The following is a 20,078-nucleotide window of genomic DNA, read 5'->3' on the forward strand; positions in this document are numbered from 1 at the left end:
CGTAAGACTCCTCGAACCGTTGTGACTATCGTTGTTGTGATGTGACGGGTGTCGTTCGCGCGCGGCGGCTCGGTACGTGCCTGCTCAGTACGTACCAGGATAGGCGCCGCCGTCGATCAACCAGTTCTGCCCGGTGATGTAACCCGCGTGCGTGCTGCACAGGAACGCGCAGGCGCGGCCGAATTCTTCGCGATTACCGAAACGGCCGGCGGGGATCGTCTTCATGCGCTGCTTGCGCGCTTCGTCGATCGAAATGTTGTGCGTCTTCGCCTGCGCCTCGAACGTGACCGCGATACGGTCGGTGTCGAACAGGCCCGGCAGCAGGTTGTTGATCGTCACGCCGGTCGGCGCGACCTTGCGCGCGAGCCCCGCGACGAAACCGGTCAGGCCGGAGCGCGCGCCGTTCGACAGACCGAGCACGTCGATCGGCGCCTTCACCGCCGAGCTCGTGATGTTGACGATGCGCCCGAAGCCGCGCGCGCTCATCGTGTCGATGGTCTGACGGATCAGCTCGATCGGCGTCAGCATGTTGGCTTCGAGCGCGCGGATCCAGTCCTCGTGCGTGAAGTTGCGGAAATCGCCCGGCGGCGGGCCGCCCGCGTTATTGACGAGAATGTCCGGCTGCGGGCAGGCCGCGAGCGCGGCCGCGCGCCCTTCAGGCGTGGTGATGTCGCATGCGACGGTCTTCACCTCGACGCCGCTCTGCTTGCGGATCGCCTCGGCGGTCGCTTCGAGCGTTTCGGCGGTGCGCGCGACGATCGTCAGGTTGACGCCCTCGGCGGCGAGCGCTTCCGCGCAGCCGCGTCCCAGACCTTTGCTCGCCGCGCAAACCAGCGCGCTACGTCCTGCGATTCCCATGTCCATGTGGATGCCCTCCTGGAAGTTTCCCCAGATTCTAGAAGAATCGGTGCCGGACTGTGCCGCGTCGCTGCAATCTCAGGTATCGCCGGGCGGTACTCTTTCGGTAAACTTGCGCGGTAGCGCGCTTTTCCACCGTTCGTCCGACCTTCCGGCGCGCACGGAGCCAACGGATGAGCGCGCCGAACCGATCCACCTTGCCGCCGCGCGCGAGCCCGCCATGACCCAGGACAGCCGTTTCCCCAATCTCTTCATCCTCGATCACCCGCTGATCCAGCACAAGCTGTCGCACATGCGCGACCGGGACACGTCGACGCGCACGTTCCGCGAACTGCTGCGCGAAATCACGCTGCTGATGGGCTACGAAATCACCCGCAACCTGCCGATGACGACGCGCCGCATCACCACGCCGCTCGTCGAGATCGATGCGCCGGTGATCGCCGGCAAGAAGCTCGCGATCGTGCCGGTGCTGCGCGCGGGTGTCGGCATGTCGGACGGCCTGCTCGAGCTGGTGCCGTCGGCGCGCGTCGGCCATATCGGCGTGTATCGCGCGGAGGATCATCGGCCGGTCGAATACCTGGTGCGGCTGCCGGACCTCGAAGACCGCGTGTTCATCCTCTGCGATCCGATGGTCGCGACCGGCTACTCGGCCGTGCACGCGGTCGATGTGCTCAAGCGCCGCAACGTGGCCGCCGAGAACATCATGTTCCTCGCGCTCGTCGCCGCGCCCGAGGGCGTGCAGGTGTTCCAGGACGCGCACCCGGACGTCAAGCTGTTCATCGCGTCGCTCGATTCGCATCTGAATGAGCATGCGTACATCGTGCCGGGCCTGGGCGACGCGGGCGACCGGTTGTTCGGTACGAAGAACTGACCCGCCGAGGGCCAGCGGGGGTGGCCTGGCGATGCCGCCGCTCCCGAACCGGCCCCGCTTTCGCCCGCATCCGGCCCTCCCGGCGACACATCCGCGCCGCCTCCATTCATTTTCGCGTCGACTTCATTGCATTTGCGGCCGGTTTCGCGGCGCGGCCCCCTCTGCCGCACCCTCGCGGCATGATAAAATTCGCATCCGCTCGACGGAGCGGCTCGACCCGCACGATCACTCGCACCGCCGCCTGCAATTTCGACTGGCGCCCCGCGCCTTCGCACCGGGTCATGCGGCGCCTGGCCGCGCAAGCTGCCCCGCTCCATCGCGCCGCCGCCCTGCGGCCCCGTCTGGCCGGCCGATCCTGCACGAACCGGCACGAACGCCTACCGGCGGGCAAGCGCGGAACGACGCGCGGGAACGGCCAGGCTGAGATCGGCGGCACAGGTGGCCGCCTCGATCGGCCAACAGGAGCAACAAGCACGAGCGGCCGGCAGCCTTTCGCCTGACGGATTGACATCGAGGCGCAACACGCGAGGCGCCCGACATCGCAACGACAATTGCACTATGCGTGCGCCCCGCTGGCGCGCGCGACGGAGAAAAGTATGGCGGGTCATTCGAAATGGGCCAACATCAAGCATAAGAAAGCAGCGGCCGATGCCAAGCGCGGCAAGGTCTGGACGCGGCTCATCAAGGAAATCCAGGTTGCGGCCCGTCTGGGCGGCGGCGAAATTGACTCGAACCCGCGTCTGCGGCTCGCGGTCGACAAGGCGTACGACGCCAACATGCCGAAAGACAACATCAATCGCGCGATCCAGCGCGGTGTCGGCGGCGCGGACGGCGCGAACTACGAGGAAATCCGCTACGAAGGCTACGGCATCGGCGGCGCGGCCGTGATCGTCGACACGATGACCGACAACCGCACCCGCACGGTCGCGGAAGTGCGTCACGCGTTCTCGAAGAACGGCGGCAACATGGGCACCGACGGCTCGGTGTCGTTCATGTTCGATCACGTCGGCCAGTTTCTGTTCGCTCCCGGCACCGCCGAAGACGCGCTGATGGAAGCCGCGCTCGAAGCGGGCGCCGACGATGTCGTGACGAACGAGGACGGCAGTATCGAGGTGCTGTGCCCGCCGAACGATTTTTCGAAAGTGAAGGCTGCACTCGAAACGGCGGGCTTCAAGGCCGAACTGGCCGAAGTCACGATGAAGCCGCAGACCGAAGTCGAATTCACCGGCGACGATGCCGTGAAAATGCAGAAGCTGCTCGACGCGCTGGAAAATCTGGACGACGTGCAGGAAGTCTATACAAACGCGTCGATCGCCGGCGAGTGATGGCCCGCCGGGCTCTGACATCGTTTGCCCTTGCTGTTGATGGTTTATTGCACGGCTGAGCACACCGCTCGGCCGTTTATGGTTTTCAAGTCTCGGGGATTCACATGAAGTTACTCGTCGTCGGTTCCGGCGGTCGCGAACATGCGCTGGCATGGAAGCTCGCGCAATCGCCGCGGGTCCAGCTCGTCTACGTCGCGCCGGGCAACGGCGGCACCGCTCAGGATGAGCGTCTGCTCAACATCGACATCACCGAGCCGGCCGCGCTCGCGGATTTCGTCGAGAAAGAACAGATCGCGTTCACGCTGGTCGGGCCGGAAGCGCCGCTCGCGGCAGGCATCGTCAACCTGTTCCGCTCGCGCGGTCTGAAGATCTTCGGGCCGACCAGGGAGGCCGCCCAGCTCGAAAGCTCGAAAGATTTCGCCAAAGCGTTCATGAAGCGCCACGGCATCCCGACGGCCGAGTACGAAACCTTCGCCGACGTCGCCGCCGCGCACGCGTATCTGGACGCCAAGGGCGCGCCGATCGTGATCAAGGCCGACGGCCTCGCCGCCGGCAAGGGCGTGGTGGTCGCGCAAACGCTGGAGGAAGCGCACGCCGCGGTCGACATGATGCTGTCAGACAACAAGCTCGGCGACGCCGGCGCGCGCGTCGTGATCGAGGAGTTCCTCGCCGGCGAGGAAGCGAGCTTCATCGTGATGGTGGACGGCAAGCACGTGCTCGCGCTCGCGTCGAGCCAGGATCACAAGCGTCTGCTCGACGGCGACCAGGGCCCGAACACGGGCGGCATGGGCGCCTACTCGCCCGCGCCGATCGTCACACCGCAACTGCATGCGCGCGTGATGCGCGAAATCATCCTGCCGACCGTGCGCGGCATGGAGAAGGAAGGTATCCGCTACACCGGCTTCCTGTACGCGGGCCTGATGATCGACGCGCAAGGCAACCCGAAGACGCTCGAATTCAACTGCCGGATGGGCGACCCCGAAACGCAGCCGATCATGGCGCGTCTGAAAGGCGACTATTCGAAGGTGGTGGAACACGCGATCGCCGGCACGCTCGACACCGTCGAGCTCGAATGGGACCGCCGCACCGCGCTCGGTGTCGTGCTCGCCGCGCACAACTACCCGGACACGCCGAGGAAGGGCGACCGCATCAACGGCATTCCCGCCGAAACCGCGGATTCGGTCACGTTCCACGCCGGCACCACGCTGACGGACGGCAAGCTGACCACCTCGGGCGGGCGCGTGCTGTGCGTCGTCGGTCTCGCGGATTCGGTGCGCACCGCGCAGGCGGCCGCGTACCACACGATCAACCAGATCGCGTTCGACGGCATGCAGTACCGCCGCGACATCGGCTATCGCGCGCTCAACCGCAAGCACGACGGCAAGTAAGCTTCGCTAGCGCTGGACGCCGTGCGGGCGGCGCACTGCCGGTGCCACAGGCGCCGCAGTGCGGGCACGTTACACGACGCGCGCTACACTCAATCTTTCCCGCTCGTCGCGGCAGACGGGCACGGAGCCCGCGAATCGACTGAAGCGGCAAGCCGCCTCCCAGTTTGCCTCCGGCAACCAGGCAATCCGAACCAGCGGTCCGAGTGCGCAGACATCCAGCGCGAACGCGGCCATCGCTTTCTTTCGAAGAACCCGCGGCACGACGAGCGTGCCGCCCCAGCACCTGCATTCATGAGCAATTCGAGCTACGACGCACAAGCCGTGCGCAGCTGGCTGCAAGGCCTGCAATCGCATATCGCGGACACGCTCGGCGCCTTCGACGGCACCGCGTTCGCTACCGACGCGTGGCAGCGCGCGCCCGGCGAGAAGCTGCGCGGCGGCGGCGTCACGCGGATTCTCGAAGGCGGCCAGTTCTTCGAGCGCGCGGGCATCGGCTTCTCGGACGTCGCGGGCGACGCGCTGCCGGGCTCGGCAAGCGCCGCGCGGCCGCAACTGGCCGGGCGCGCCTTCGAGGCGATGGGCGTGTCGCTCGTGCTGCATCCGCACAATCCGCACTGCCCGACCGTGCACATGAACGTGCGCCTGCTCGTCGCGACGAGGGAAGGCGAAGAACCGGTGTTCTGGTTCGGCGGCGGCATGGACCTGACGCCCTACTACGGCTACGAAGAGGACGCGCGGCATTTCCATCAGGTGTGCCGCGACGCGCTCGCGCCGTACGGCGCGGACCTGTACCCGCGCTTCAAGCGCTGGTGCGACGAGTACTTCTTCCTGAAGCACCGCAACGAACCGCGCGGCATTGGCGGGATTTTCTTCGACGATTTCTCGGCGCCGGGCTTCGAGCAATCGTTCGCGATGCTCAAGAGCGTCGGCGAAGGCTTTCTCAACGCGTACCTGCCGATCATCGAGCGGCGCCGCAATACGCCGTACGGCGAAGCCGAGCGCGCGTTCCAGGCCTACCGGCGCGGCCGCTACGTCGAGTTCAATCTGGTCTTCGACCGTGGCACACTGTTTGGGCTGCAGAGCGGCGGACGCACCGAATCGATCCTGATGTCGATGCCGCCCGTGGTGAACTGGCGCTACGACTGGCACCCCGAGCCGGGCACGCCGGAAGCGCGTTTGTACAGCGATTTCCTCGTGCCGCGCGAGTGGGTGTGACGCGCCACCTGTCTCGCTTACGGTCACGACAAAGGATCCTCACCTGAAGCCTAACGCTCACCCTGTCGCCCTGCCTCGCCGGATCGGTCTGCTGGGCGGCACTTTCGACCCGATCCACGACGGCCACCTCGCGCTTGCGCGGCGGTTCGCCGACGTGCTGCGGCTGACCGAACTGGTGCTGCTGCCGGCCGGCCAGCCGTGGCAGAAAGCCGACGTGTCGCCCGCCGAACATCGCCTGGCGATGACGCGCGCGGCGGCCGCGTCGCTCGCGATCCCCGGCGTGACGGTACGCGTCGCGACCGACGAAATCGAGCACGATGGCGCGACCTACACGGTCGAGACGCTGCAACGCTGGCGCGAGCGCGAAGGCGACGACGCATCGATCACGCTGCTGATCGGCGCGGATCAACTGGTGCATCTCGACACGTGGCGCGACTGGCGGCGCCTGTTCGAGCTCGCGCATATCGGCGCGGCCACGCGGCCCGGCTTCGACCTCGCGTCGGTCGCCCCCGCGGTCGCCAAGGAAATCGCCACGCGCCGTGCGCGCGCCGACGTGCTGCAGGCCACACCCTGCGGCCATCTGCTGATCGACACGACGCTCGCGTTCAACGTTTCGGCCACCGACATTCGCGCGCATCTGCGCGAGCAGGTCAACCAGCGGCTCGCCCACGCGGGTGCGGGCAGCGCACAGGATCAGGCCGCAAGTCATGTCCCCGCCGCGGTGTGGGACTATATTCTTCAACATCATCTGTACCACCGGTAACTCCATGGATATTCGCAAACTGCAACGCGTAATCGTCGACGCTCTCGAAGACGTCAAGGCGCAAGACATCAAAGTGTTCAACACCAGCCACCTGACCTCGCTGTTCGATCGCGTGATCGTCGCGAGCGGCACGTCGAACCGGCAAACCAAGGCGCTCGCGTCGAGCGTGCGCGAAGGCGTGAAGGAAGCCGGCGGCGAGATCATCAGCACCGAGGGCGAGGATATCGGCGAATGGGTGCTGGTCGATTGCGGCGACGCCATCGTGCACATCCTGCAGCCGGCCCTGCGCCAGTACTACAACCTCGAGGAAATCTGGGGCGACAAGCCGGTGCGCATCAAGCTGTCGACGCCGAATCCGTTCGGCGGCGCGCGCGCAAGCGAGCCCGACGACGAGGAAGACGAGGAAGCGCCGGCCGCGAAGCCCGCGCGCAAAACCACGGCGCGCCGCAAGTAAGCGGGCCGTGTCGGGCACAGCGCTACTGTCCTCGCGATGAAACTGCACATCCTCGCCGTCGGCCACAAGATGCCGGACTGGATCGCGACCGGCTTCGACGAATACGCGAAACGCATGCCGCCCGAGTTGCGCATCGAGCTGCGCGAGATCAAACCGGAGCAGCGCTCGTCGGGCCGTTCGGCCGAAAGCGTGATGGCCGCCGAACGGCAGAAGATCGAAGCCGCGTTGCCGAAGAACGCACGCATCGTCGCGCTCGACGAACGCGGCAAGGACTGGACCACGATGCAGCTCGCGGGCGCGTTGCCGGGCTGGCAGCAAGACGGCCGCGACGTGGCCTTTCTGATCGGCGGCGCGGACGGGCTCGATCCCGATCTGAAGGCACGCGCCGATATGATGCTGCGCGTGTCGAGCCTCACGCTGCCGCACGCGATGGTGCGCGTGCTGCTGGCCGAACAGCTTTATCGGGCGTGGACCATCACGCAAAATCATCCGTATCATCGCGCGTAGGTGCTGAAGCCTCGCGCGGCGACACCTGGCAACGATTCGTTGCTACTGACGCGTCGCGCGCGCTCTGCTCCATACGCTTAAGCGTATTGCGGCCGCTTCATGCGATGATGCGCCCGACGCGCTGTGCATCGATGCCGCTATTGGATGCAACGCATCGATCGGATCACCGGCTCAACCTCGCCCCGCTCGTTCTTCCACGCCCACCCGCGTTCACCACCCCACGCCATCCGTTTCCCGCTCCAACGAGACCCGTTCATGCCCACGCCTTCCGCTTCGCTGCATCCGTTCGTCTATCTCGCCTCGCAAAGTCCGCGCCGCCAGGAGCTGCTGCAACAGCTCGGCGTGCGTTTCGAATTGCTGCTGCCGCGCCCCGATGAAGACGCCGAAGCGCTCGAAGCGGAACGGCCCGGCGAACACGCGCGCGACTACGTGCAGCGCGTGTGCATCGCGAAGGCGCATGCGGCCCGCGCGCGGCTCCTCGACGGCGGTCACGAGGTGCGGCCGATCCTCGTCGCGGACACCACCGTCACGATCGACGACGCGATTCTCGGCAAGCCCATCGATGCCGACGATGCGGTCGCGATGCTCACACGTCTCGCGGGCCGCACGCACGAAGTGCTGACCGCGCTCGCCGTGATCGATGCCAACGGCGCGCTGCTGCCCGCGGCGTTGTCGGTCTCGAAGGTGCGTTTTGCTGCAGTGCACGCAGACGCGTTGCATCGCTACGCGGCGAGCGGTGAGCCGCTCGGCAAGGCGGGGGCGTATGGCGTGCAGGGACGCGCGGCGGAGTTTATCGAGCATATAGACGGGTCCTATTCGGGTATCATGGGTTTGCCGCTTTTTGAAACCGCTGCCCTCCTGCGTGCAGCGCGCATCGACTTCTAGAACAACACCATGAATGAAGAAATCCTGATCAATGTCACGCCGCAGGAAACGCGCGTCGCGCTCGTTCAACAGGGCGCCGTCCAGGAACTTCATGTCGAACGAACGCTGTCGCGCGGCCGCGTCGGCAATGTCTATCTCGGCAAGGTCGTGCGCGTGCTGCCCGGCATGCAATCGGCGTTCATCGACATCGGCCTCGAACGCGCCGCGTTTCTTCATGTCGCCGACATCTGGCATCCGCGCATCGCCGGCGAAGCGCAACATCAAACACCGCATCAGCCGATCGAAAAGATCGTCTTCGAAGGTCAGACGCTGATGGTGCAGGTCGTCAAGGACCCGATCGGCACCAAGGGCGCGCGGCTGTCCACGCAAGTGAGCATCGCCGGGCGCACGCTCGTGTATCTGCCGCAGGAGCCGCACATCGGCATCTCGCAGAAAATCGAAAGCGAAGCGGAGCGCGAGGCCGTGCGTGCGCGTCTGACCGCCGTGCTGCCCGCCGACGAGAAAGGCGGCTACATCGTGCGCACGATCGCCGAGGATGCGACCAGCGAAGAGCTCGCAGCCGACGTCGCGTATCTGCGCAAGACGTGGGCGACGATCCTGTCGCAGGCCCAGCGCATGCCGCCCACCAGCCTGCTCTACCAGGATCTGAATCTCGCGCAGCGCGTGCTGCGCGATTTCGTCAATGATGAGACGTCGCGCATCCAGGTCGATTCGCGCGAGACGCATCAGATGCTCGCCGATTTCGCGGCCGAGTTCACACCGGCGGTATCGTCGAAGCTGCACCACTACACCGGCGAGCGGCCGCTGTTCGATCTGTACAACATCGAGGCCGAGATTCAGCGCGCGCTATCGCGTCGCGTGGATCTGAAGTCGGGCGGCTACCTCGTGATCGACCAGACCGAGGCGATGACGACGATCGATGTGAACACCGGCGGTTACGTCGGCGCGCGCAACTTCGACGACACGATCTTCAAGACCAACCTCGAAGCCGCACATACCATCGCGCGGCAATTGCGGCTAAGAAATCTTGGCGGCGTGATCATCATCGATTTCATCGATATGGAAAACGTCGAGCATCGCGACCAGGTGCTAGGCGAATTGAAGAAGGCGTTGTCGCGCGATCGCACGCGGGTGACCGTCAATGGTTTCTCGCAACTCGGGCTTGTCGAGATGACGCGCAAGCGTACGCGTGAGTCGCTCGCGCATGTGCTGTGCGAGCCTTGCCCGATTTGCCAGGGCAAGGGGCAAGTGAAGACTGCGCGCACGGTGTGCTATGACGTGTTGCGGGAGATTTTGCGCGAGTCGCGGCAGTTCAATCCGCGCGAGTTTCGCGTGGTCGCTTCGCAGCAGGTGATCGATCTGTTTCTCGAGGAAGAGTCGCAGCATCTGGCGATGCTGATCGATTTCATCGGCAAGCCGGTGTCGTTGCAGGTGGAGTCGAATTTGAGTCAGGAGCAGTACGACATTGTGTTGATGTAAGAATCACGCCGGATCAATCCAGATCACCAACCGCCAAGAAGTCCCCGTGTGGCCGCGCTTTAGGGAAAAAGACGAATCATTCAGTATCATCCAGTCTCATGAAAGCGCGCTTCAAATGGGTAGCCAGATGGGTAGCTAGGCGCGCTCTATTGACCGGGAGATGGCCTTATGGCGAAACGTGAATCCAATCTGCTGTCAGATGCGCAACTGCGGGCGTGGGTGCGTGCGGGCGTGCCCGTTGCCAAGTCTGACGGCGGCAGCCTGACATTCACGCTTTCGGCCGCCGGTACCGCCGCTTGGGTGTTCCGGTTCAGGCACGGCGGGCGCCGGCAAGAGCTCACGTTGGGTCGATATCCTGATCTGTCGCTATCGGCGGCGCGCGCCGCCGCGGCAAAGCGCCGAGTAGCCGTGAGTGACGGAAGCAACCCGGCCGACGAAGTACGCAAAGCGAAATCGCGTCGGGACTGGACCGTGCGCCAGCTCATTGCCGACTACCGGGACAAGCTGCTGTCCACGCTCGCCGAGAGCACCCAAGCCAGCTACGGCCGCAACCTGAAGCGTATAGAGAACGGCATGGGCGGCATGTCGGTTCAATCGGTAGCGCCAGGCGACATCGTGGCGGAGATCGAGCGTCACAAGCTCGGATGGGTCGAATTGTTCACCCTATGGTGCGCGCTGCGCGGAATCTTCAAGCACGCTACTGGCAAAAAAATCATCATCGCCAATCCATGCGCGGGAATTCAACTGGAGGCCATCATCGGCAAGCGCCCCGAGGTCAAGAAGCGCCTCATGCTGACCGATGACGAGTTGCACGTACTGACGACCGCCAAGATGCGAGACGAAAACCTGTACGCGGTCCGCATCGCCTTGGCTACTGGCGTTCGCATCTCTGAGCTCTACACGGCGCTTCGACAGCACATCCACATCGCCGAGGCCCGTTGGCACATCCCCGCGAGCAAGACCGGCCCCGAAATGGATATCCCATTGGCCCCTGTCGTGGTTCAGTGGTTTGAACACCTCTTCAAGCTGGCCGGCACATCGGAATACGTGTTGCCCGCCCGCCTGCGTCCACGCATCGATCGCCTCGGAGGCGACGCGCACGTTTCCAAAGATGCTATCCGCGAAGCGATCGACTTCTGGATCGAGAACCACGCGCCGAAGATTCGACGCTTCACCCCTCACGATTTGCGCAGCACGATGAAAAGTCAGATGCGCCGCCTTGGCGTATCCCGCGACGTGACGGAGATGTGCCTGAATCACAAGCTCAAGGGCGTCGAAGGGATCTACGACCAGTACACCTATTACGACGAACGACGGGCCGCGCTCGAGCTGTGGGCGCGGTTCTTATCGTGCTGCCAAGCGGGCGAGAAGTGGAATGTAACGCCGCTGCGCAAGCACGCGTGACGCTGGCGGCTGCATGGTATCCATCGACAGAAATCACGAAACAATCGGATTGACTCATGACTCAATTTCAATGGCTTCGCGAGCATCAAGGCCGGATGCAATCTCGCGTACCTGTTTCCGCCAGCATCGACCGCCTGATACGTCGCGCCGGCGACGGGTGTTCGTGGAACGCTGGCCGAATGCCGCCGCTAACGCTCGCCGAAATTGAGGCCATAGCTACGTTTGCTCAAAACGAGATCGCAAGCGCTTCGGAGCGTGAAGCCGCATACGTGCGCCAAAAATCAGCGGAAGCACAATCCGAGAGCCGTCAGGTTCCTGAGATCAACGCGCAGATATCGACAGCTACGGGCTACCTCCAAAAGTACGGGCCCGTTGCGTTACTGATGGGCCAGATGCTGAGTACAAAGGACCAGGAGGGCTATGAGGCGGACTGGAGTGGGCTACCGGATGACATACCGAAAGACCGGGCAGAGTTCGTTCTATCGGCGTACGCCCTTCTGCAGCTCAATCTGTTCATCGGATATTCACAAGCAGGCCGTGTTGCTGACGCTTACGACGCTTTGGCATTCGCTCATGAATGTGTCGAGACCGCCAGTTTCTGGCTCGGATGGCATGAGGGCCGTGACTGGGCCGGCGAACAGCGACGGAAGAACGCAGCAAAAGGAGGGCTAGCGCGAAACGCTCTTTTCAGACAACTCCGCGAATGGATCGTAGAGCGTTATAAGGCGGGCACTTGGAATTCTCCGCACCAGGCATCGCACGAACTTGAAAGCGCAGCGATCGAGCAAGCGAAGATCCTCGGGACAAATCTCAGCCCCTACCGCGCCCAGCAAACGATCTACGAATGGCTGCTGGCGGCCGAAAAGCAGAACCGCTGATAGGTTACGCCAACCCGGAAAGCGAATGCGCCACGTATGCGCCAACATGCCAGACGTGCTGCGCAAGCCGGGCTGGCGGACTGTTCCTCAACGCTTCAGAGCTATTAAATCCCTATCGCCCCGCATCATTTGATTGCGACGGCGATACGGCAGGGGCACTTCGTATCGCCGTCGCATTGTTGGAGCGATACCCCATGCCCGCAGTAACCATCCCTTCCGCCCTTGAGGCGTTTGACTCTCTCCCCGATTCTGCGCACGTTGGTGTGCGTGTGGTGGCCGGCCTGTACGGCTGTGCAGTTCCGACCGTGTGGCGCCGTGCGCGCGAAAAGCGCATCCCCTCCCCCCGCAAGTTTGGTGCGTCCTCGCGCTGGAACGTGGGCGAATTGCGCGCCGACCTCGCTGCCAATGACGACGACGAGGCCGCGTAATGACCGGTCGCAACACTGCCGCATCTCAGCGCACCCGTTTGCTGCGCGCACTCAAGCGCGGCCCGGTCGACACGCAGCACGCGAGCCGCCACCTCGACATCATTCACCCGCCGCGCCGCGTGTTCGAGCTGCGCAAGCTCGGGCACGACATCACGACAGCGTGGGTTTGGAGAACGACCGAGGCCGGCGAGCGGCATCGCGTGGGCTTGTACGTGTTGGAGGGCCGTCAATGATCGCCGCAATCTACGCCCGCATCGAACCCACCGACGATCCCGCTTTCGTGCTGGTGCGCACGAGCTCGATTCCGAACCCCGAGCGCAAGCCGCCTATGCGCGTGCGCCGCGACGAGCTGGACAAGGTGCTGTTGGCGCTGTTGGACGCTGCGAATGCGGAGGTGGGTCTATGAATGCCTATCGCTTGACGAATAGGACCAAAAGCCCTACATTTGTCCTCAGCGGTTGCGCATTCGCGCGACTCATCGCAGCCGAGAGGAGCTCACAAATGATGCACGCATTGCGGGCGGCCCTGCGCCGCTTTTCCCCCCATGCAATACACCCCACCGTCGCCGCACGACTTGGAGCGCTTGAAGCAGGAACTCGAGCTAAGCAGCGCACAGATGGCCGACTTATTCGGAGTGGCCGGCGGCCGCCAGTGGCGCAAGTACACGGGCGGAGCGGAACCTCGCGAATTGAGTCCGCACATTCTGTTCTTCGCAATGGCCCGCCTGGAACTCGACCCGCCGACGCTGGAACGCATCCTCGACCGGATGCGAGCGGCGGGCGCGACGATCGATCTGGACGCATCCGAATAACCGCGCCACCTGAGCCCCACCGCGCCCACGATCGCCGGGCGCAATCTCCCATTCAATCCATCGTCGCCGACGCCTTGCGCGCCGCCGCGCTGGCTGACACGTATCAGGATGCGCTTGACATTACCGGCGACGCGCTGCGCTTGCTGGCGGAGATGTCCGCAAACAATCCCGGCGCAATTCGGCGTGCGCACAGCGCTGAGTACTCCTACACGGTAAGCGGAGGCGGCCATGCGTAAGAACACGACAGCAACAGTCGAGTCCCTGAACGCGGAAATCGACCGCATCGGCTACGCACTGGCAAAGCAGGTTCCAGACATGGAACGAGGCTTCACGATTCAGACGAGCTACGGCGAACTGCGGATCGACGCCGAGGATGCCCCGCGCTTTGTCGCGCTCGCCCGCAACCTCCTGCAAAAGCAACTCAAGCGCGCGGAGGTGAGCCATGTCTAACCTCGCACGCACACAGCAAGAAAGCAGCATGACCGAGTTGGACGCCGCCGTTATCCGCGTCGACCAGTTGCAAGCGCTGGCCAGCCTGCTGAGTCTCGAGGAAGTGGCCGAGCAGTTCGCCGGCCTGTCGACCACGGCGCAGGTCGCGCTGTTCGGTCTGTTCGAGGATGGCCTGGGCGACGTTCGTGCAACGCTGGTTCGCGGGATGGAGGCGGCACATGGCTAACACGACGAAGAAGGCCGCGCCGGTCGCGACGCAACCGCTCACGCCGGAACTCACCGCACGTCTCAATGCTGGCGTCCGCGACGTGAGCGCCGTGGCGCTCAGTTACATGGAATTCGCCGATAGCCTGTTTGCAGCTATCTCGATGGTTTCGCTTGAGAATCGCGCCGTCGCAAAGGGGCTTGCGGACATCGGCAGCTATCTGACCGAATGCGCAATGGCGAGCGTGGAAGCCGAGTCTGACCACTTGGCCGAGATTGTGAAGAACGCCGCCGAGGCCGCACATGGCTGAGACCATCACGACGCTCGACGCCGCGCTCGAGGCGGGTATTGAGGCGACCGACGCGGCACGAGCTGCCTTCGACACCGCGACCATGCGACTGGGCGAGCTGGTTGCGCTGACCGCGCTACTCGCTGACGACGATACGATCATCGCCGTTGGCAACCTCAACCCGATCGAGCGGACGACGCTTTTTTCCCTTGTTGAACGCCTCGCCCGCGATACGCGCACAAGCCTTCTCCAATCGCTGGAGGCCTCCCATGTCTGAGAACACAAAGAATCCCGTGCGCCAACGTGTGACGGCCGCCACCCTCATCGACTTCCTCCGGGATCGCACCGATATGTCCGCCCTTGCGGCCGCTGACCTTGAATGGCTCGGCGGTGCAGCCGACGCGGCGCAGACAATGGCCGGCACGTTGAGTGACACGCTCGCAGGCCTTGCAAATCTGATTTGCGACAGCAAGGGGGGCGCCCCCCATCTCGGCGAAGGCTGCATCGAACAGGTTTTGTGGGGCGCGGCGGACACGCTCACGATCATTGGGTCGCTGTCGCTCGTCGCGAGCGAGGCGGACTTCGTATTGCGTGAGCGTCTGTCGGGCGAACTGGAAGCGGCGCGTACGAGTCCCGAGGCAAAAGCGTGGAACGCTCGCACAAAGCCGGTCGCCGCTTCTTCGCGTAAGCGTGGCAATAAGGACTCCTCACAGGAGGCGGCCCATGCCTGAGTCTGCCTACCGCCTGAAGCTATCGACCGAATGGCCGTACCGGTTGACGTTCTACGTGGCCGTCGAGCGCGTGGCCCCGCACATGATCGACGTCGACGGCGTGGAGATTGTCGACGCGCTGGCACAGGCCGCAGAACGTCAGCGAGCGCGCCTGCAGGGCTCCGACTACAGCGAGCCGCGCGAGCCATTCACGGTGGCCGCAATCCCGCACTACACCGTAGCGATTGCGTTCGATGCCCGCGCATTCGACTCGTTCCGCATTCGCAACGAAGCGGCATCAATTCTTTTCACACTCAGGCGCGAGATCGAGCGCGCGCAGGAGGTACCGCATGAGTGAAATCATCGTGGACGAACAGCAACGCATCGAGGCGGCGCTCGCCGCCATCCCACCCGACATCGAGCGGGAACAGTGGTGGCGCATCGGCGCTGCCCTGAAACACGAACTCGGTGACGCCGGGTTCGACGTGTTCGAGGCATGGAGCCGCGGCGCACAGAGCTATGTGGCGGCCGACACGCGCGACACGTGGCGATCCCTCAACGCGAGCGGCGGAATCACCATCGGCACGCTATTCCAGATGGCGAGGGAACACGGTTTCGACACCCGGACGCATACGGCCGCATCGCCCGACCCAGCCGAACAGGAGCGGCGGCGCGTGGAGCGTGAAGAACGTGATGCCGATGCGAAACGTAAGCGCGAGATGGACGCGAAGAACGCGGCGACCAAGGCCGTCGCCGTGTGGCACAAGGCAACGCCCGCCGCCGGCGACCATCCCTACCTGATGCGTAAGGGTGTCAAGCCCGTGGAGACACTGCGCGAGATTGGCGCGGGCAAGCTGGCCGCCGTGATTGGATATTCGCCACAGAGCGACGGCGAACCCCTCTCGGGGCGAATTCTCATTGCACCCGTAGGCGTCGGCGGCAAGCTCTCCACGCTCGAAATGATCGACGGCGACGGGCGTAAATCGGCGCTGTCGGGAGGCGCGAAAGCTGGCGGCTATTGGGAAGCGCAAAAGATGCCTGAACAGGTCGAGGTGCTGCTCATCGCTGAAGGTGTCGCCACGGCGCTGTCCGCCAGCGGATCCACGGGCCATCCGTCGATTGCCTCGCTGTCAGTGGGGCAGATGGAAGCGGTTGCGCGCGCAATGCGCGAGCGCTATCCGGACGCGGCGATTGTGCTGCTGGCGGATCTCGACAAGGCAACCGGCAAGCCGCACGGAACCGCCATCAAGGCCGCGCTGGCGACCGGCGCGCGCCTCGCCGTTCCGGACTTCGGCGCGGATCGTCCGGACGGTGCCACGGACTTTAACGACCTGTTCCTGATACGCGGTGCTGAAGTGGCGCGCGCGTGCGTTGATAGTGCGCAAGGCGTCGAACTGGCAGGCGAAACGGATTATGGTTCAACCGGCCTCCCCCGAATCGAGGAGCGTCCGTGCTGGCGCGTTTATGACGCGTGGCAGGAGATTGACGGCAGGCGGATGAAGCCGGGTGTGTACTGGCATGGCGTCAAGCTCGGCAAGGGCGACGCGCCGCCAGAGATGGTCGACAAGTGGATCAGTTCGCCTTTGTGGGTCGCGGCCATCACACGCAATCAGGAAGATGCCGAGTATGGCCGGTTGCTCGAGCTGCTGTCGCCGGCCGGCAGGCGCAAGAAATGGGCGATGCCCATGTCCATGCTCGCTGGCGACGGAAACGAGGTGCGCGCCGTGCTGCTATCCGAAGGGCTGGTGTTTGATCTGAATGACCGGCAGGCCGTGCCGCGCTATATCGCGGGTCAGCATCCAAAGCTGACGATGCGTGCGGCGAGCGTGACAGGCTGGCACGCCGGCGCATTCGTTCTGCCCGAAGTAGTGATCGGCGCAGACGATATCTGGTTCCAGTCAACCGGGCGCACCGCGCCGTATTCGACCGCCGGCAGGTTCGAGCAATGGCGCGAGCTCGCCGCGCTCGCCGTCGATAACCCGCTGCTGGTGTTCGCCATGTGCGCCGGATTCGCTGGACCCTTACTTGGTCCGTTGAACATTGACGGAGGCGGTGCGCATCTGTACGGCGACTCGTCACACGGCAAGACGACAGCGGCGCGGGCCGCAATCAGCATTTGGGGCAGTCCGCGCTTTGAGAGGAAATGGCGGGCTACTTCAAATGGTCTGGAGGGGACCGCTGCGCTCCACTCAGACACACTGCTGATGCTGGACGAGATCGGCGAGATCAAGCCGCACGACCTGTACGAGACAGCCTATGCGCTTGCCAACGGCATGGGAAAAACACGCGCGAACCGGCACGGTGAGGCCCGGCAGGCGACGCGCTGGCGCGTTTTCGTGCTCTCTACGGGCGAACCGACCGTTGCGGCACGCATGGCGGCCGGCGGCATCGAGGCGAAGGCGGGCCAGGCCGTGCGCCTGCTGGACGTGCCAGTCACCGGCACATACGGCGTGTTCGAAACACTGCACGGACGCGCATCGGGTAGCGCGCTGTCGGACGAAATGCGCGCAATGGCGGCGACGCACTACGGCCACGCCGGGCCGCGCTTCATTGAGGCGCTGGTGCGCGAGCTGCGCGCTGATTTTCGGCTCGCCGATGCGTTGCATGGTCTTCTGGAGAGATTCGACGCGGCGGAGGGACAGGAGCGGCGGGCGGCGCGTCTGTTCGCGGTGTGTGCGCTGGCCGGGGAAATGGCGATCGCATGGGACATCGTGCCGTGGCAATCGGATGAACCGACCCGCGCCGCCCTTCATGCGTTCAACCTCTGGCGCGGAGAACGTCCCCACGGTGGTCAAAGCGCGGAGCACGCCGCCATCCTGCGCGCGGTGGCCGACTTCATTGACCGCTATGGCGACAGCCGGTTTTCGAACATCGAGGGAAGCGCCGACCTGATCCGCGATCGCGCTGGGTACTGGAAACAGGACGGCGAGCGGCGACTGTACCTGTTCACGTCTGGAGGCTTGCGCGAAGCGACAAAGGGCAACGACTTCAATCGGGCCTTGCGCGCGCTCGACGAAGCGGGCGCGATTGCTGATAGAGGCAAAGTGGAGATTGCGAAAGTGACGCACACGCCGGAAAGGAAGAAACGCCTCTATCACATCGACCCCAGCGCGATCGAGGGAGGCGGGGAATGAAATTCACAGCGGACATTGCATTTTGTGCCGTAACTCACGTAACCAACGTAACAAGCCTACCAGCAAAGGCTTTCAGCGGTTACGCCGGGTTCAGTGATGACGTAACTGACGTAACCCAATGTCATCAACCACACCATCCGTTACGTGGGTTACGCCCAGTCCAAAGCCGGCGTAACCGCGCAAACCCTTACCGCATAGGGCTGTTACGCCAGTTACGTGAGTTACGCCTCAAGAAAGAGTGGGTGGGGCGAATCCGTCAACTCGCGGAACCGGACAAGGGAGGCACACATGTTTTATGAAAATCCAAATGGATCGCCCTGGAGCGAGAAAGTCATTCCATTGGCGGGCGTCAGGCTTCCCTGGGGGCTGCGTCTGTCGGGTGATGAAATACTCAGCCTGCGCGGCGATCTGGTAGAGCTCGTTGAGCAGGTGGCCGCTTACGAATACTGGGCGGAGGAGTTCCTGTGCAGCGTCATGTATCTGGCGCTACACGCGCCGGTAAGCGATCTGCTGCCCAACCTGCACCATTACCGGGAGCGGCTCGATGTGGCGGAGGCTGAGATCGACGCGCGCATCGCGCTTGATAAGAAACCGTCGCGCTCGCCCGATGAGAGGCTGCGATGAGTGAGCGCACCCCGAAAACCCTCACCGCCCGAGTGCGAGCGCCCGTCGATCCGGACGGCGGCGCGCATCTGCCGTGGGGGCCGTATCTGTCACCGGATGACGTGCGTCGGCGGCGCGCCGATCTGGCCGGGATGCTGGAGGAACTGGCGGCGCTCGAAGGCTGGGCGCGTGAGCTGCTGGACGACGTGATGACGCGAGCCATGCGCGGGCCACTCGCCGACCTGCTGCCGAACCTGCACTACTTCCGCGAACGCGTGAAGGCGATGCGCGCGAAGGTAGCCACCCGCGACGAGGCTGCCCGGCGCACGTGGCGGGCGAATGAGGATCTGACGAAGCGCGGTTATTCGGAGGCGCGAGGCACGGCCGCGACCCGTCAGCCAGGGAGGGTGCGCCGATGACGGAGTGCATCCGCGAACCGATGCGGCACGGCGGCACAGCATCGGAAACCAGTACGGGAGGCCGTCGTGATCAATGACCTGTTTTTCACCGCGAAGGAAATGCAATGACGATTCAGAACGAGTACGTACTGGCTGAAGCAACCGCGACGCTCGTGTTGAGCGAGAACTGCGGCATGGATCTGGTCACCATGCAGGCGACTATCGCGCAGCACCTCTGCGACCGCGGCGACAGCCTGGACGACGAAACGCAGACGATCCTGCGCGGTGTCATGGTCGCGCTGAACGTCATTGCATCGTCAGATAGACGTGATGGCCTCGTCGCTCGAGTTGCCGCCCTATCGCTCGGATATCGAGGGGGGCGCACAATGATGTGCGAACCGAAGGCGGGGTCCGGTCGCATCCGCTTCCTGATGGCGGACGGCGAGCCGCGGCGGCCACTCAATAACCAAGGGGGAGTTGCATGATCGATGGGCTGATCGCGGGGAAGCTGTACGGCACCGCGCAAACACGCACGGGACAGAGTGGCAAGACGTTCGTCACGGCGAAGGTGCGCGCCGCCGGCGGCGACGGAGAAACGCTGTTCGTGAACGTCATCACGTTTTCGGATACGGCCGGCGCCGCGCTGCTCGGGCTCGAGGACGGCGACGCTGTGGCGCTGGCCGGCACGCTTTCGCCGAAGGTCTGGACGGACAAGCACGGCGAAGCCCGCCCGGCGCTCGACATGGTGGCGCACGCGGTGCTGACCGCCTATCACGTGCGGCGCAAGCGCCGTGCAGCGCAGGGCGTGGCAACGCCGCCAGCCACGCCGACCGGCGAATTCGACGACGATCTTTGAGCCAGACGACGTGGCTTTTGCTGAACGTATGCTCGACGTGAGGTATGACCTCGCACAAACCGCTTTCCTGGATGGATCGCACAACTAGCTCGCCGCTCCAGACCGAGTGCGCGAGTGCCTCGCTGTGCTGATTCGCGAACACTGCCACAATGGGCCGCCAAGCTTTG

At 64.3% G+C, this 20,078-nt stretch carries 27 protein-coding genes; 26 read left to right on the top strand and 1 reads right to left on the bottom strand.

Translation table 11 applies throughout. The features are described 5' to 3' along the window. Positions 1 to 84: 84 nt before the first annotated feature. Positions 85 to 864, bottom strand: coding sequence for an SDR family oxidoreductase (locus OKW45_RS27400; RefSeq protein ID WP_429472201.1), 780 nt, complete (start codon positions 862 to 864; stop codon positions 85 to 87). A 214-nt stretch (positions 865 to 1,078) separates the two neighbouring features. On the opposite strand from OKW45_RS27400, the gene upp reads away from it, so the two are divergent. From upp to OKW45_RS27530, 26 genes are all read left to right on the top strand, one after another. Next, positions 1,079 to 1,729, top strand: a complete 651-nt coding sequence (gene upp / locus OKW45_RS27405) for a uracil phosphoribosyltransferase (RefSeq protein ID WP_026225693.1) — start codon at positions 1,079 to 1,081, stop codon at positions 1,727 to 1,729. 596 nt (positions 1,730 to 2,325) lie between these two features. Beyond that, positions 2,326 to 3,054, top strand: coding sequence for a YebC/PmpR family DNA-binding transcriptional regulator (locus OKW45_RS27410; RefSeq protein WP_018419973.1), 729 nt, complete (start codon positions 2,326 to 2,328; stop codon positions 3,052 to 3,054). Between the two features lie 104 nt (positions 3,055 to 3,158). Then, positions 3,159 to 4,442, top strand: a complete 1,284-nt coding sequence (purD, locus tag OKW45_RS27415) for a phosphoribosylamine--glycine ligase (protein ID WP_429472203.1) — start codon at positions 3,159 to 3,161, stop codon at positions 4,440 to 4,442. A 291-nt stretch (positions 4,443 to 4,733) separates the two neighbouring features. Further along, a complete protein-coding gene (hemF, locus tag OKW45_RS27420) occupies positions 4,734 to 5,657 on the top strand; it encodes an oxygen-dependent coproporphyrinogen oxidase (protein WP_429472205.1) in 924 nt (307 codons plus the stop codon). Positions 5,658 to 5,700: 43 nt separating this feature from the next. Continuing rightward, entirely contained in the window at positions 5,701 to 6,420 is a 720-nt protein-coding gene (locus OKW45_RS27425; protein WP_429473371.1) for a nicotinate-nucleotide adenylyltransferase, read from the top strand. A gap of 4 nt (positions 6,421 to 6,424) precedes the next feature. Further along, on the top strand, positions 6,425 to 6,874 hold the full coding sequence (gene rsfS, locus OKW45_RS27430) for a ribosome silencing factor (protein ID WP_018419969.1): 450 nt from the start codon (positions 6,425 to 6,427) through the stop codon (positions 6,872 to 6,874). Positions 6,875 to 6,910: 36 nt separating this feature from the next. Continuing rightward, the gene (gene rlmH / locus OKW45_RS27435; protein WP_429472206.1) at positions 6,911 to 7,381 is read left to right on the top strand and encodes a 23S rRNA (pseudouridine(1915)-N(3))-methyltransferase RlmH; all 471 of its coding nucleotides are present in this window, start codon (positions 6,911 to 6,913) and stop codon (positions 7,379 to 7,381) included. A 255-nt stretch (positions 7,382 to 7,636) separates the two neighbouring features. Beyond that, positions 7,637 to 8,266, top strand: coding sequence for a Maf family protein (locus tag OKW45_RS27440; protein ID WP_429472208.1), 630 nt, complete (start codon positions 7,637 to 7,639; stop codon positions 8,264 to 8,266). Positions 8,267 to 8,275: 9 nt separating this feature from the next. Then, entirely contained in the window at positions 8,276 to 9,745 is a 1,470-nt protein-coding gene (gene rng / locus OKW45_RS27445; RefSeq protein WP_018419966.1) for a ribonuclease G, read from the top strand. Positions 9,746 to 9,913: 168 nt separating this feature from the next. Beyond that, positions 9,914 to 11,149: a tyrosine-type recombinase/integrase gene (locus OKW45_RS27450; protein ID WP_429472210.1), complete on the top strand. Its 1,236-nt coding sequence runs from the start codon at positions 9,914 to 9,916 to the stop codon at positions 11,147 to 11,149. 56 nt (positions 11,150 to 11,205) lie between these two features. Then, a complete protein-coding gene (locus OKW45_RS27455; RefSeq protein WP_429472212.1) occupies positions 11,206 to 12,027 on the top strand; it encodes a hypothetical protein in 822 nt (273 codons plus the stop codon). Continuing rightward, positions 11,994 to 12,455 carry a helix-turn-helix transcriptional regulator gene (locus OKW45_RS27460; protein ID WP_429472214.1) on the top strand — a complete coding sequence of 154 codons (462 nt, stop codon included), beginning with the start codon at positions 11,994 to 11,996 and terminating at the stop codon, positions 12,453 to 12,455. Before OKW45_RS27455 ends, OKW45_RS27460 begins: the two co-directional genes overlap by 34 nt. After that, positions 12,455 to 12,688: a helix-turn-helix domain-containing protein gene (locus tag OKW45_RS27465; RefSeq protein ID WP_429472216.1), complete on the top strand. Its 234-nt coding sequence runs from the start codon at positions 12,455 to 12,457 to the stop codon at positions 12,686 to 12,688. The genes OKW45_RS27460 and OKW45_RS27465 overlap by 1 nt, the downstream gene beginning before the upstream one ends. Next, on the top strand, positions 12,685 to 12,861 hold the full coding sequence (locus OKW45_RS27470; RefSeq protein ID WP_429472218.1) for a hypothetical protein: 177 nt from the start codon (positions 12,685 to 12,687) through the stop codon (positions 12,859 to 12,861). The genes OKW45_RS27465 and OKW45_RS27470 overlap by 4 nt, the downstream gene beginning before the upstream one ends. A 138-nt stretch (positions 12,862 to 12,999) precedes the next feature. Continuing rightward, entirely contained in the window at positions 13,000 to 13,266 is a 267-nt protein-coding gene (locus OKW45_RS27475) for an XRE family transcriptional regulator (protein ID WP_429472220.1), read from the top strand. 228 nt (positions 13,267 to 13,494) lie between these two features. Next, entirely contained in the window at positions 13,495 to 13,716 is a 222-nt protein-coding gene (locus tag OKW45_RS27480; RefSeq protein ID WP_429472221.1) for a hypothetical protein, read from the top strand. A 28-nt stretch (positions 13,717 to 13,744) separates the two neighbouring features. Beyond that, entirely contained in the window at positions 13,745 to 13,942 is a 198-nt protein-coding gene (locus OKW45_RS27485; protein ID WP_429472223.1) for a hypothetical protein, read from the top strand. Continuing rightward, entirely contained in the window at positions 13,935 to 14,231 is a 297-nt protein-coding gene (locus OKW45_RS27490; protein WP_429472225.1) for a hypothetical protein, read from the top strand. Before OKW45_RS27485 ends, OKW45_RS27490 begins: the two co-directional genes overlap by 8 nt. Beyond that, positions 14,224 to 14,487, top strand: coding sequence for a hypothetical protein (locus OKW45_RS27495; protein WP_429472227.1), 264 nt, complete (start codon positions 14,224 to 14,226; stop codon positions 14,485 to 14,487). Before OKW45_RS27490 ends, OKW45_RS27495 begins: the two co-directional genes overlap by 8 nt. Further along, the gene (locus OKW45_RS27500; protein ID WP_429472229.1) at positions 14,480 to 14,941 is read left to right on the top strand and encodes a hypothetical protein; all 462 of its coding nucleotides are present in this window, start codon (positions 14,480 to 14,482) and stop codon (positions 14,939 to 14,941) included. The genes OKW45_RS27495 and OKW45_RS27500 overlap by 8 nt, the downstream gene beginning before the upstream one ends. After that, complete coding sequence (locus OKW45_RS27505) at positions 14,934 to 15,278, top strand: hypothetical protein (protein WP_429472231.1); 345 nt, start codon at positions 14,934 to 14,936, stop codon at positions 15,276 to 15,278. Before OKW45_RS27500 ends, OKW45_RS27505 begins: the two co-directional genes overlap by 8 nt. Continuing rightward, on the top strand, positions 15,271 to 18,054 hold the full coding sequence (locus OKW45_RS27510; protein WP_429472233.1) for a DUF927 domain-containing protein: 2,784 nt from the start codon (positions 15,271 to 15,273) through the stop codon (positions 18,052 to 18,054). The genes OKW45_RS27505 and OKW45_RS27510 overlap by 8 nt, the downstream gene beginning before the upstream one ends. A 288-nt stretch (positions 18,055 to 18,342) precedes the next feature. Further along, on the top strand, positions 18,343 to 18,678 hold the full coding sequence (locus OKW45_RS27515; protein ID WP_429472235.1) for a hypothetical protein: 336 nt from the start codon (positions 18,343 to 18,345) through the stop codon (positions 18,676 to 18,678). Beyond that, positions 18,675 to 19,076, top strand: coding sequence for a hypothetical protein (locus OKW45_RS27520; protein ID WP_429472237.1), 402 nt, complete (start codon positions 18,675 to 18,677; stop codon positions 19,074 to 19,076). Before OKW45_RS27515 ends, OKW45_RS27520 begins: the two co-directional genes overlap by 4 nt. 104 nt (positions 19,077 to 19,180) lie before the next feature. Then, positions 19,181 to 19,540 (top strand): hypothetical protein, encoded by a 360-nt coding sequence (locus OKW45_RS27525; protein WP_429472238.1) that lies wholly within the window; start codon positions 19,181 to 19,183, stop codon positions 19,538 to 19,540. Beyond that, positions 19,537 to 19,911, top strand: a complete 375-nt coding sequence (locus OKW45_RS27530; protein ID WP_429472240.1) for a single-stranded DNA-binding protein — start codon at positions 19,537 to 19,539, stop codon at positions 19,909 to 19,911. Before OKW45_RS27525 ends, OKW45_RS27530 begins: the two co-directional genes overlap by 4 nt. Positions 19,912 to 20,078 lie beyond the last annotated feature (167 nt).

This window comes from Paraburkholderia lebeckiae, assembly GCF_050436225.1.
Taxonomy (GTDB): Bacteria; Pseudomonadota; Gammaproteobacteria; order Burkholderiales; family Burkholderiaceae; genus Paraburkholderia; species Paraburkholderia tuberum.

Bases quoted from the DNA above. Each gene is read 5' to 3' on its own strand.
- OKW45_RS27400 (WP_429472201.1), bottom strand. From the start codon at position 864: ATGGACATGGGAATCGCAGGACGTAGCGCGCTGGTTTGCGCGGCGAGC.
- upp (WP_026225693.1), top strand. From the start codon at position 1,079: ATGACCCAGGACAGCCGTTTCCCCAATCTCTTCATCCTCGATCACCCG.
- OKW45_RS27410 (WP_018419973.1), top strand. From the start codon at position 2,326: ATGGCGGGTCATTCGAAATGGGCCAACATCAAGCATAAGAAAGCAGCG.
- purD (WP_429472203.1), top strand. From the start codon at position 3,159: ATGAAGTTACTCGTCGTCGGTTCCGGCGGTCGCGAACATGCGCTGGCA.
- hemF (WP_429472205.1), top strand. From the start codon at position 4,734: ATGAGCAATTCGAGCTACGACGCACAAGCCGTGCGCAGCTGGCTGCAA.
- rsfS (WP_018419969.1), top strand. From the start codon at position 6,425: ATGGATATTCGCAAACTGCAACGCGTAATCGTCGACGCTCTCGAAGAC.
- rlmH (WP_429472206.1), top strand. From the start codon at position 6,911: ATGAAACTGCACATCCTCGCCGTCGGCCACAAGATGCCGGACTGGATC.
- OKW45_RS27440 (WP_429472208.1), top strand. From the start codon at position 7,637: ATGCCCACGCCTTCCGCTTCGCTGCATCCGTTCGTCTATCTCGCCTCG.
- rng (WP_018419966.1), top strand. From the start codon at position 8,276: ATGAATGAAGAAATCCTGATCAATGTCACGCCGCAGGAAACGCGCGTC.
- OKW45_RS27450 (WP_429472210.1), top strand. From the start codon at position 9,914: ATGGCGAAACGTGAATCCAATCTGCTGTCAGATGCGCAACTGCGGGCG.
- OKW45_RS27455 (WP_429472212.1), top strand. From the start codon at position 11,206: ATGACTCAATTTCAATGGCTTCGCGAGCATCAAGGCCGGATGCAATCT.
- OKW45_RS27460 (WP_429472214.1), top strand. From the start codon at position 11,994: ATGGCTGCTGGCGGCCGAAAAGCAGAACCGCTGATAGGTTACGCCAAC.
- OKW45_RS27465 (WP_429472216.1), top strand. From the start codon at position 12,455: ATGACCGGTCGCAACACTGCCGCATCTCAGCGCACCCGTTTGCTGCGC.
- OKW45_RS27470 (WP_429472218.1), top strand. From the start codon at position 12,685: ATGATCGCCGCAATCTACGCCCGCATCGAACCCACCGACGATCCCGCT.
- OKW45_RS27475 (WP_429472220.1), top strand. From the start codon at position 13,000: ATGCAATACACCCCACCGTCGCCGCACGACTTGGAGCGCTTGAAGCAG.
- OKW45_RS27480 (WP_429472221.1), top strand. From the start codon at position 13,495: ATGCGTAAGAACACGACAGCAACAGTCGAGTCCCTGAACGCGGAAATC.
- OKW45_RS27485 (WP_429472223.1), top strand. From the start codon at position 13,745: ATGACCGAGTTGGACGCCGCCGTTATCCGCGTCGACCAGTTGCAAGCG.
- OKW45_RS27490 (WP_429472225.1), top strand. From the start codon at position 13,935: ATGGCTAACACGACGAAGAAGGCCGCGCCGGTCGCGACGCAACCGCTC.
- OKW45_RS27495 (WP_429472227.1), top strand. From the start codon at position 14,224: ATGGCTGAGACCATCACGACGCTCGACGCCGCGCTCGAGGCGGGTATT.
- OKW45_RS27500 (WP_429472229.1), top strand. From the start codon at position 14,480: ATGTCTGAGAACACAAAGAATCCCGTGCGCCAACGTGTGACGGCCGCC.
- OKW45_RS27505 (WP_429472231.1), top strand. From the start codon at position 14,934: ATGCCTGAGTCTGCCTACCGCCTGAAGCTATCGACCGAATGGCCGTAC.
- OKW45_RS27510 (WP_429472233.1), top strand. From the start codon at position 15,271: ATGAGTGAAATCATCGTGGACGAACAGCAACGCATCGAGGCGGCGCTC.
- OKW45_RS27515 (WP_429472235.1), top strand. From the start codon at position 18,343: ATGTTTTATGAAAATCCAAATGGATCGCCCTGGAGCGAGAAAGTCATT.
- OKW45_RS27520 (WP_429472237.1), top strand. From the start codon at position 18,675: ATGAGTGAGCGCACCCCGAAAACCCTCACCGCCCGAGTGCGAGCGCCC.
- OKW45_RS27525 (WP_429472238.1), top strand. From the start codon at position 19,181: ATGACGATTCAGAACGAGTACGTACTGGCTGAAGCAACCGCGACGCTC.
- OKW45_RS27530 (WP_429472240.1), top strand. From the start codon at position 19,537: ATGATCGATGGGCTGATCGCGGGGAAGCTGTACGGCACCGCGCAAACA.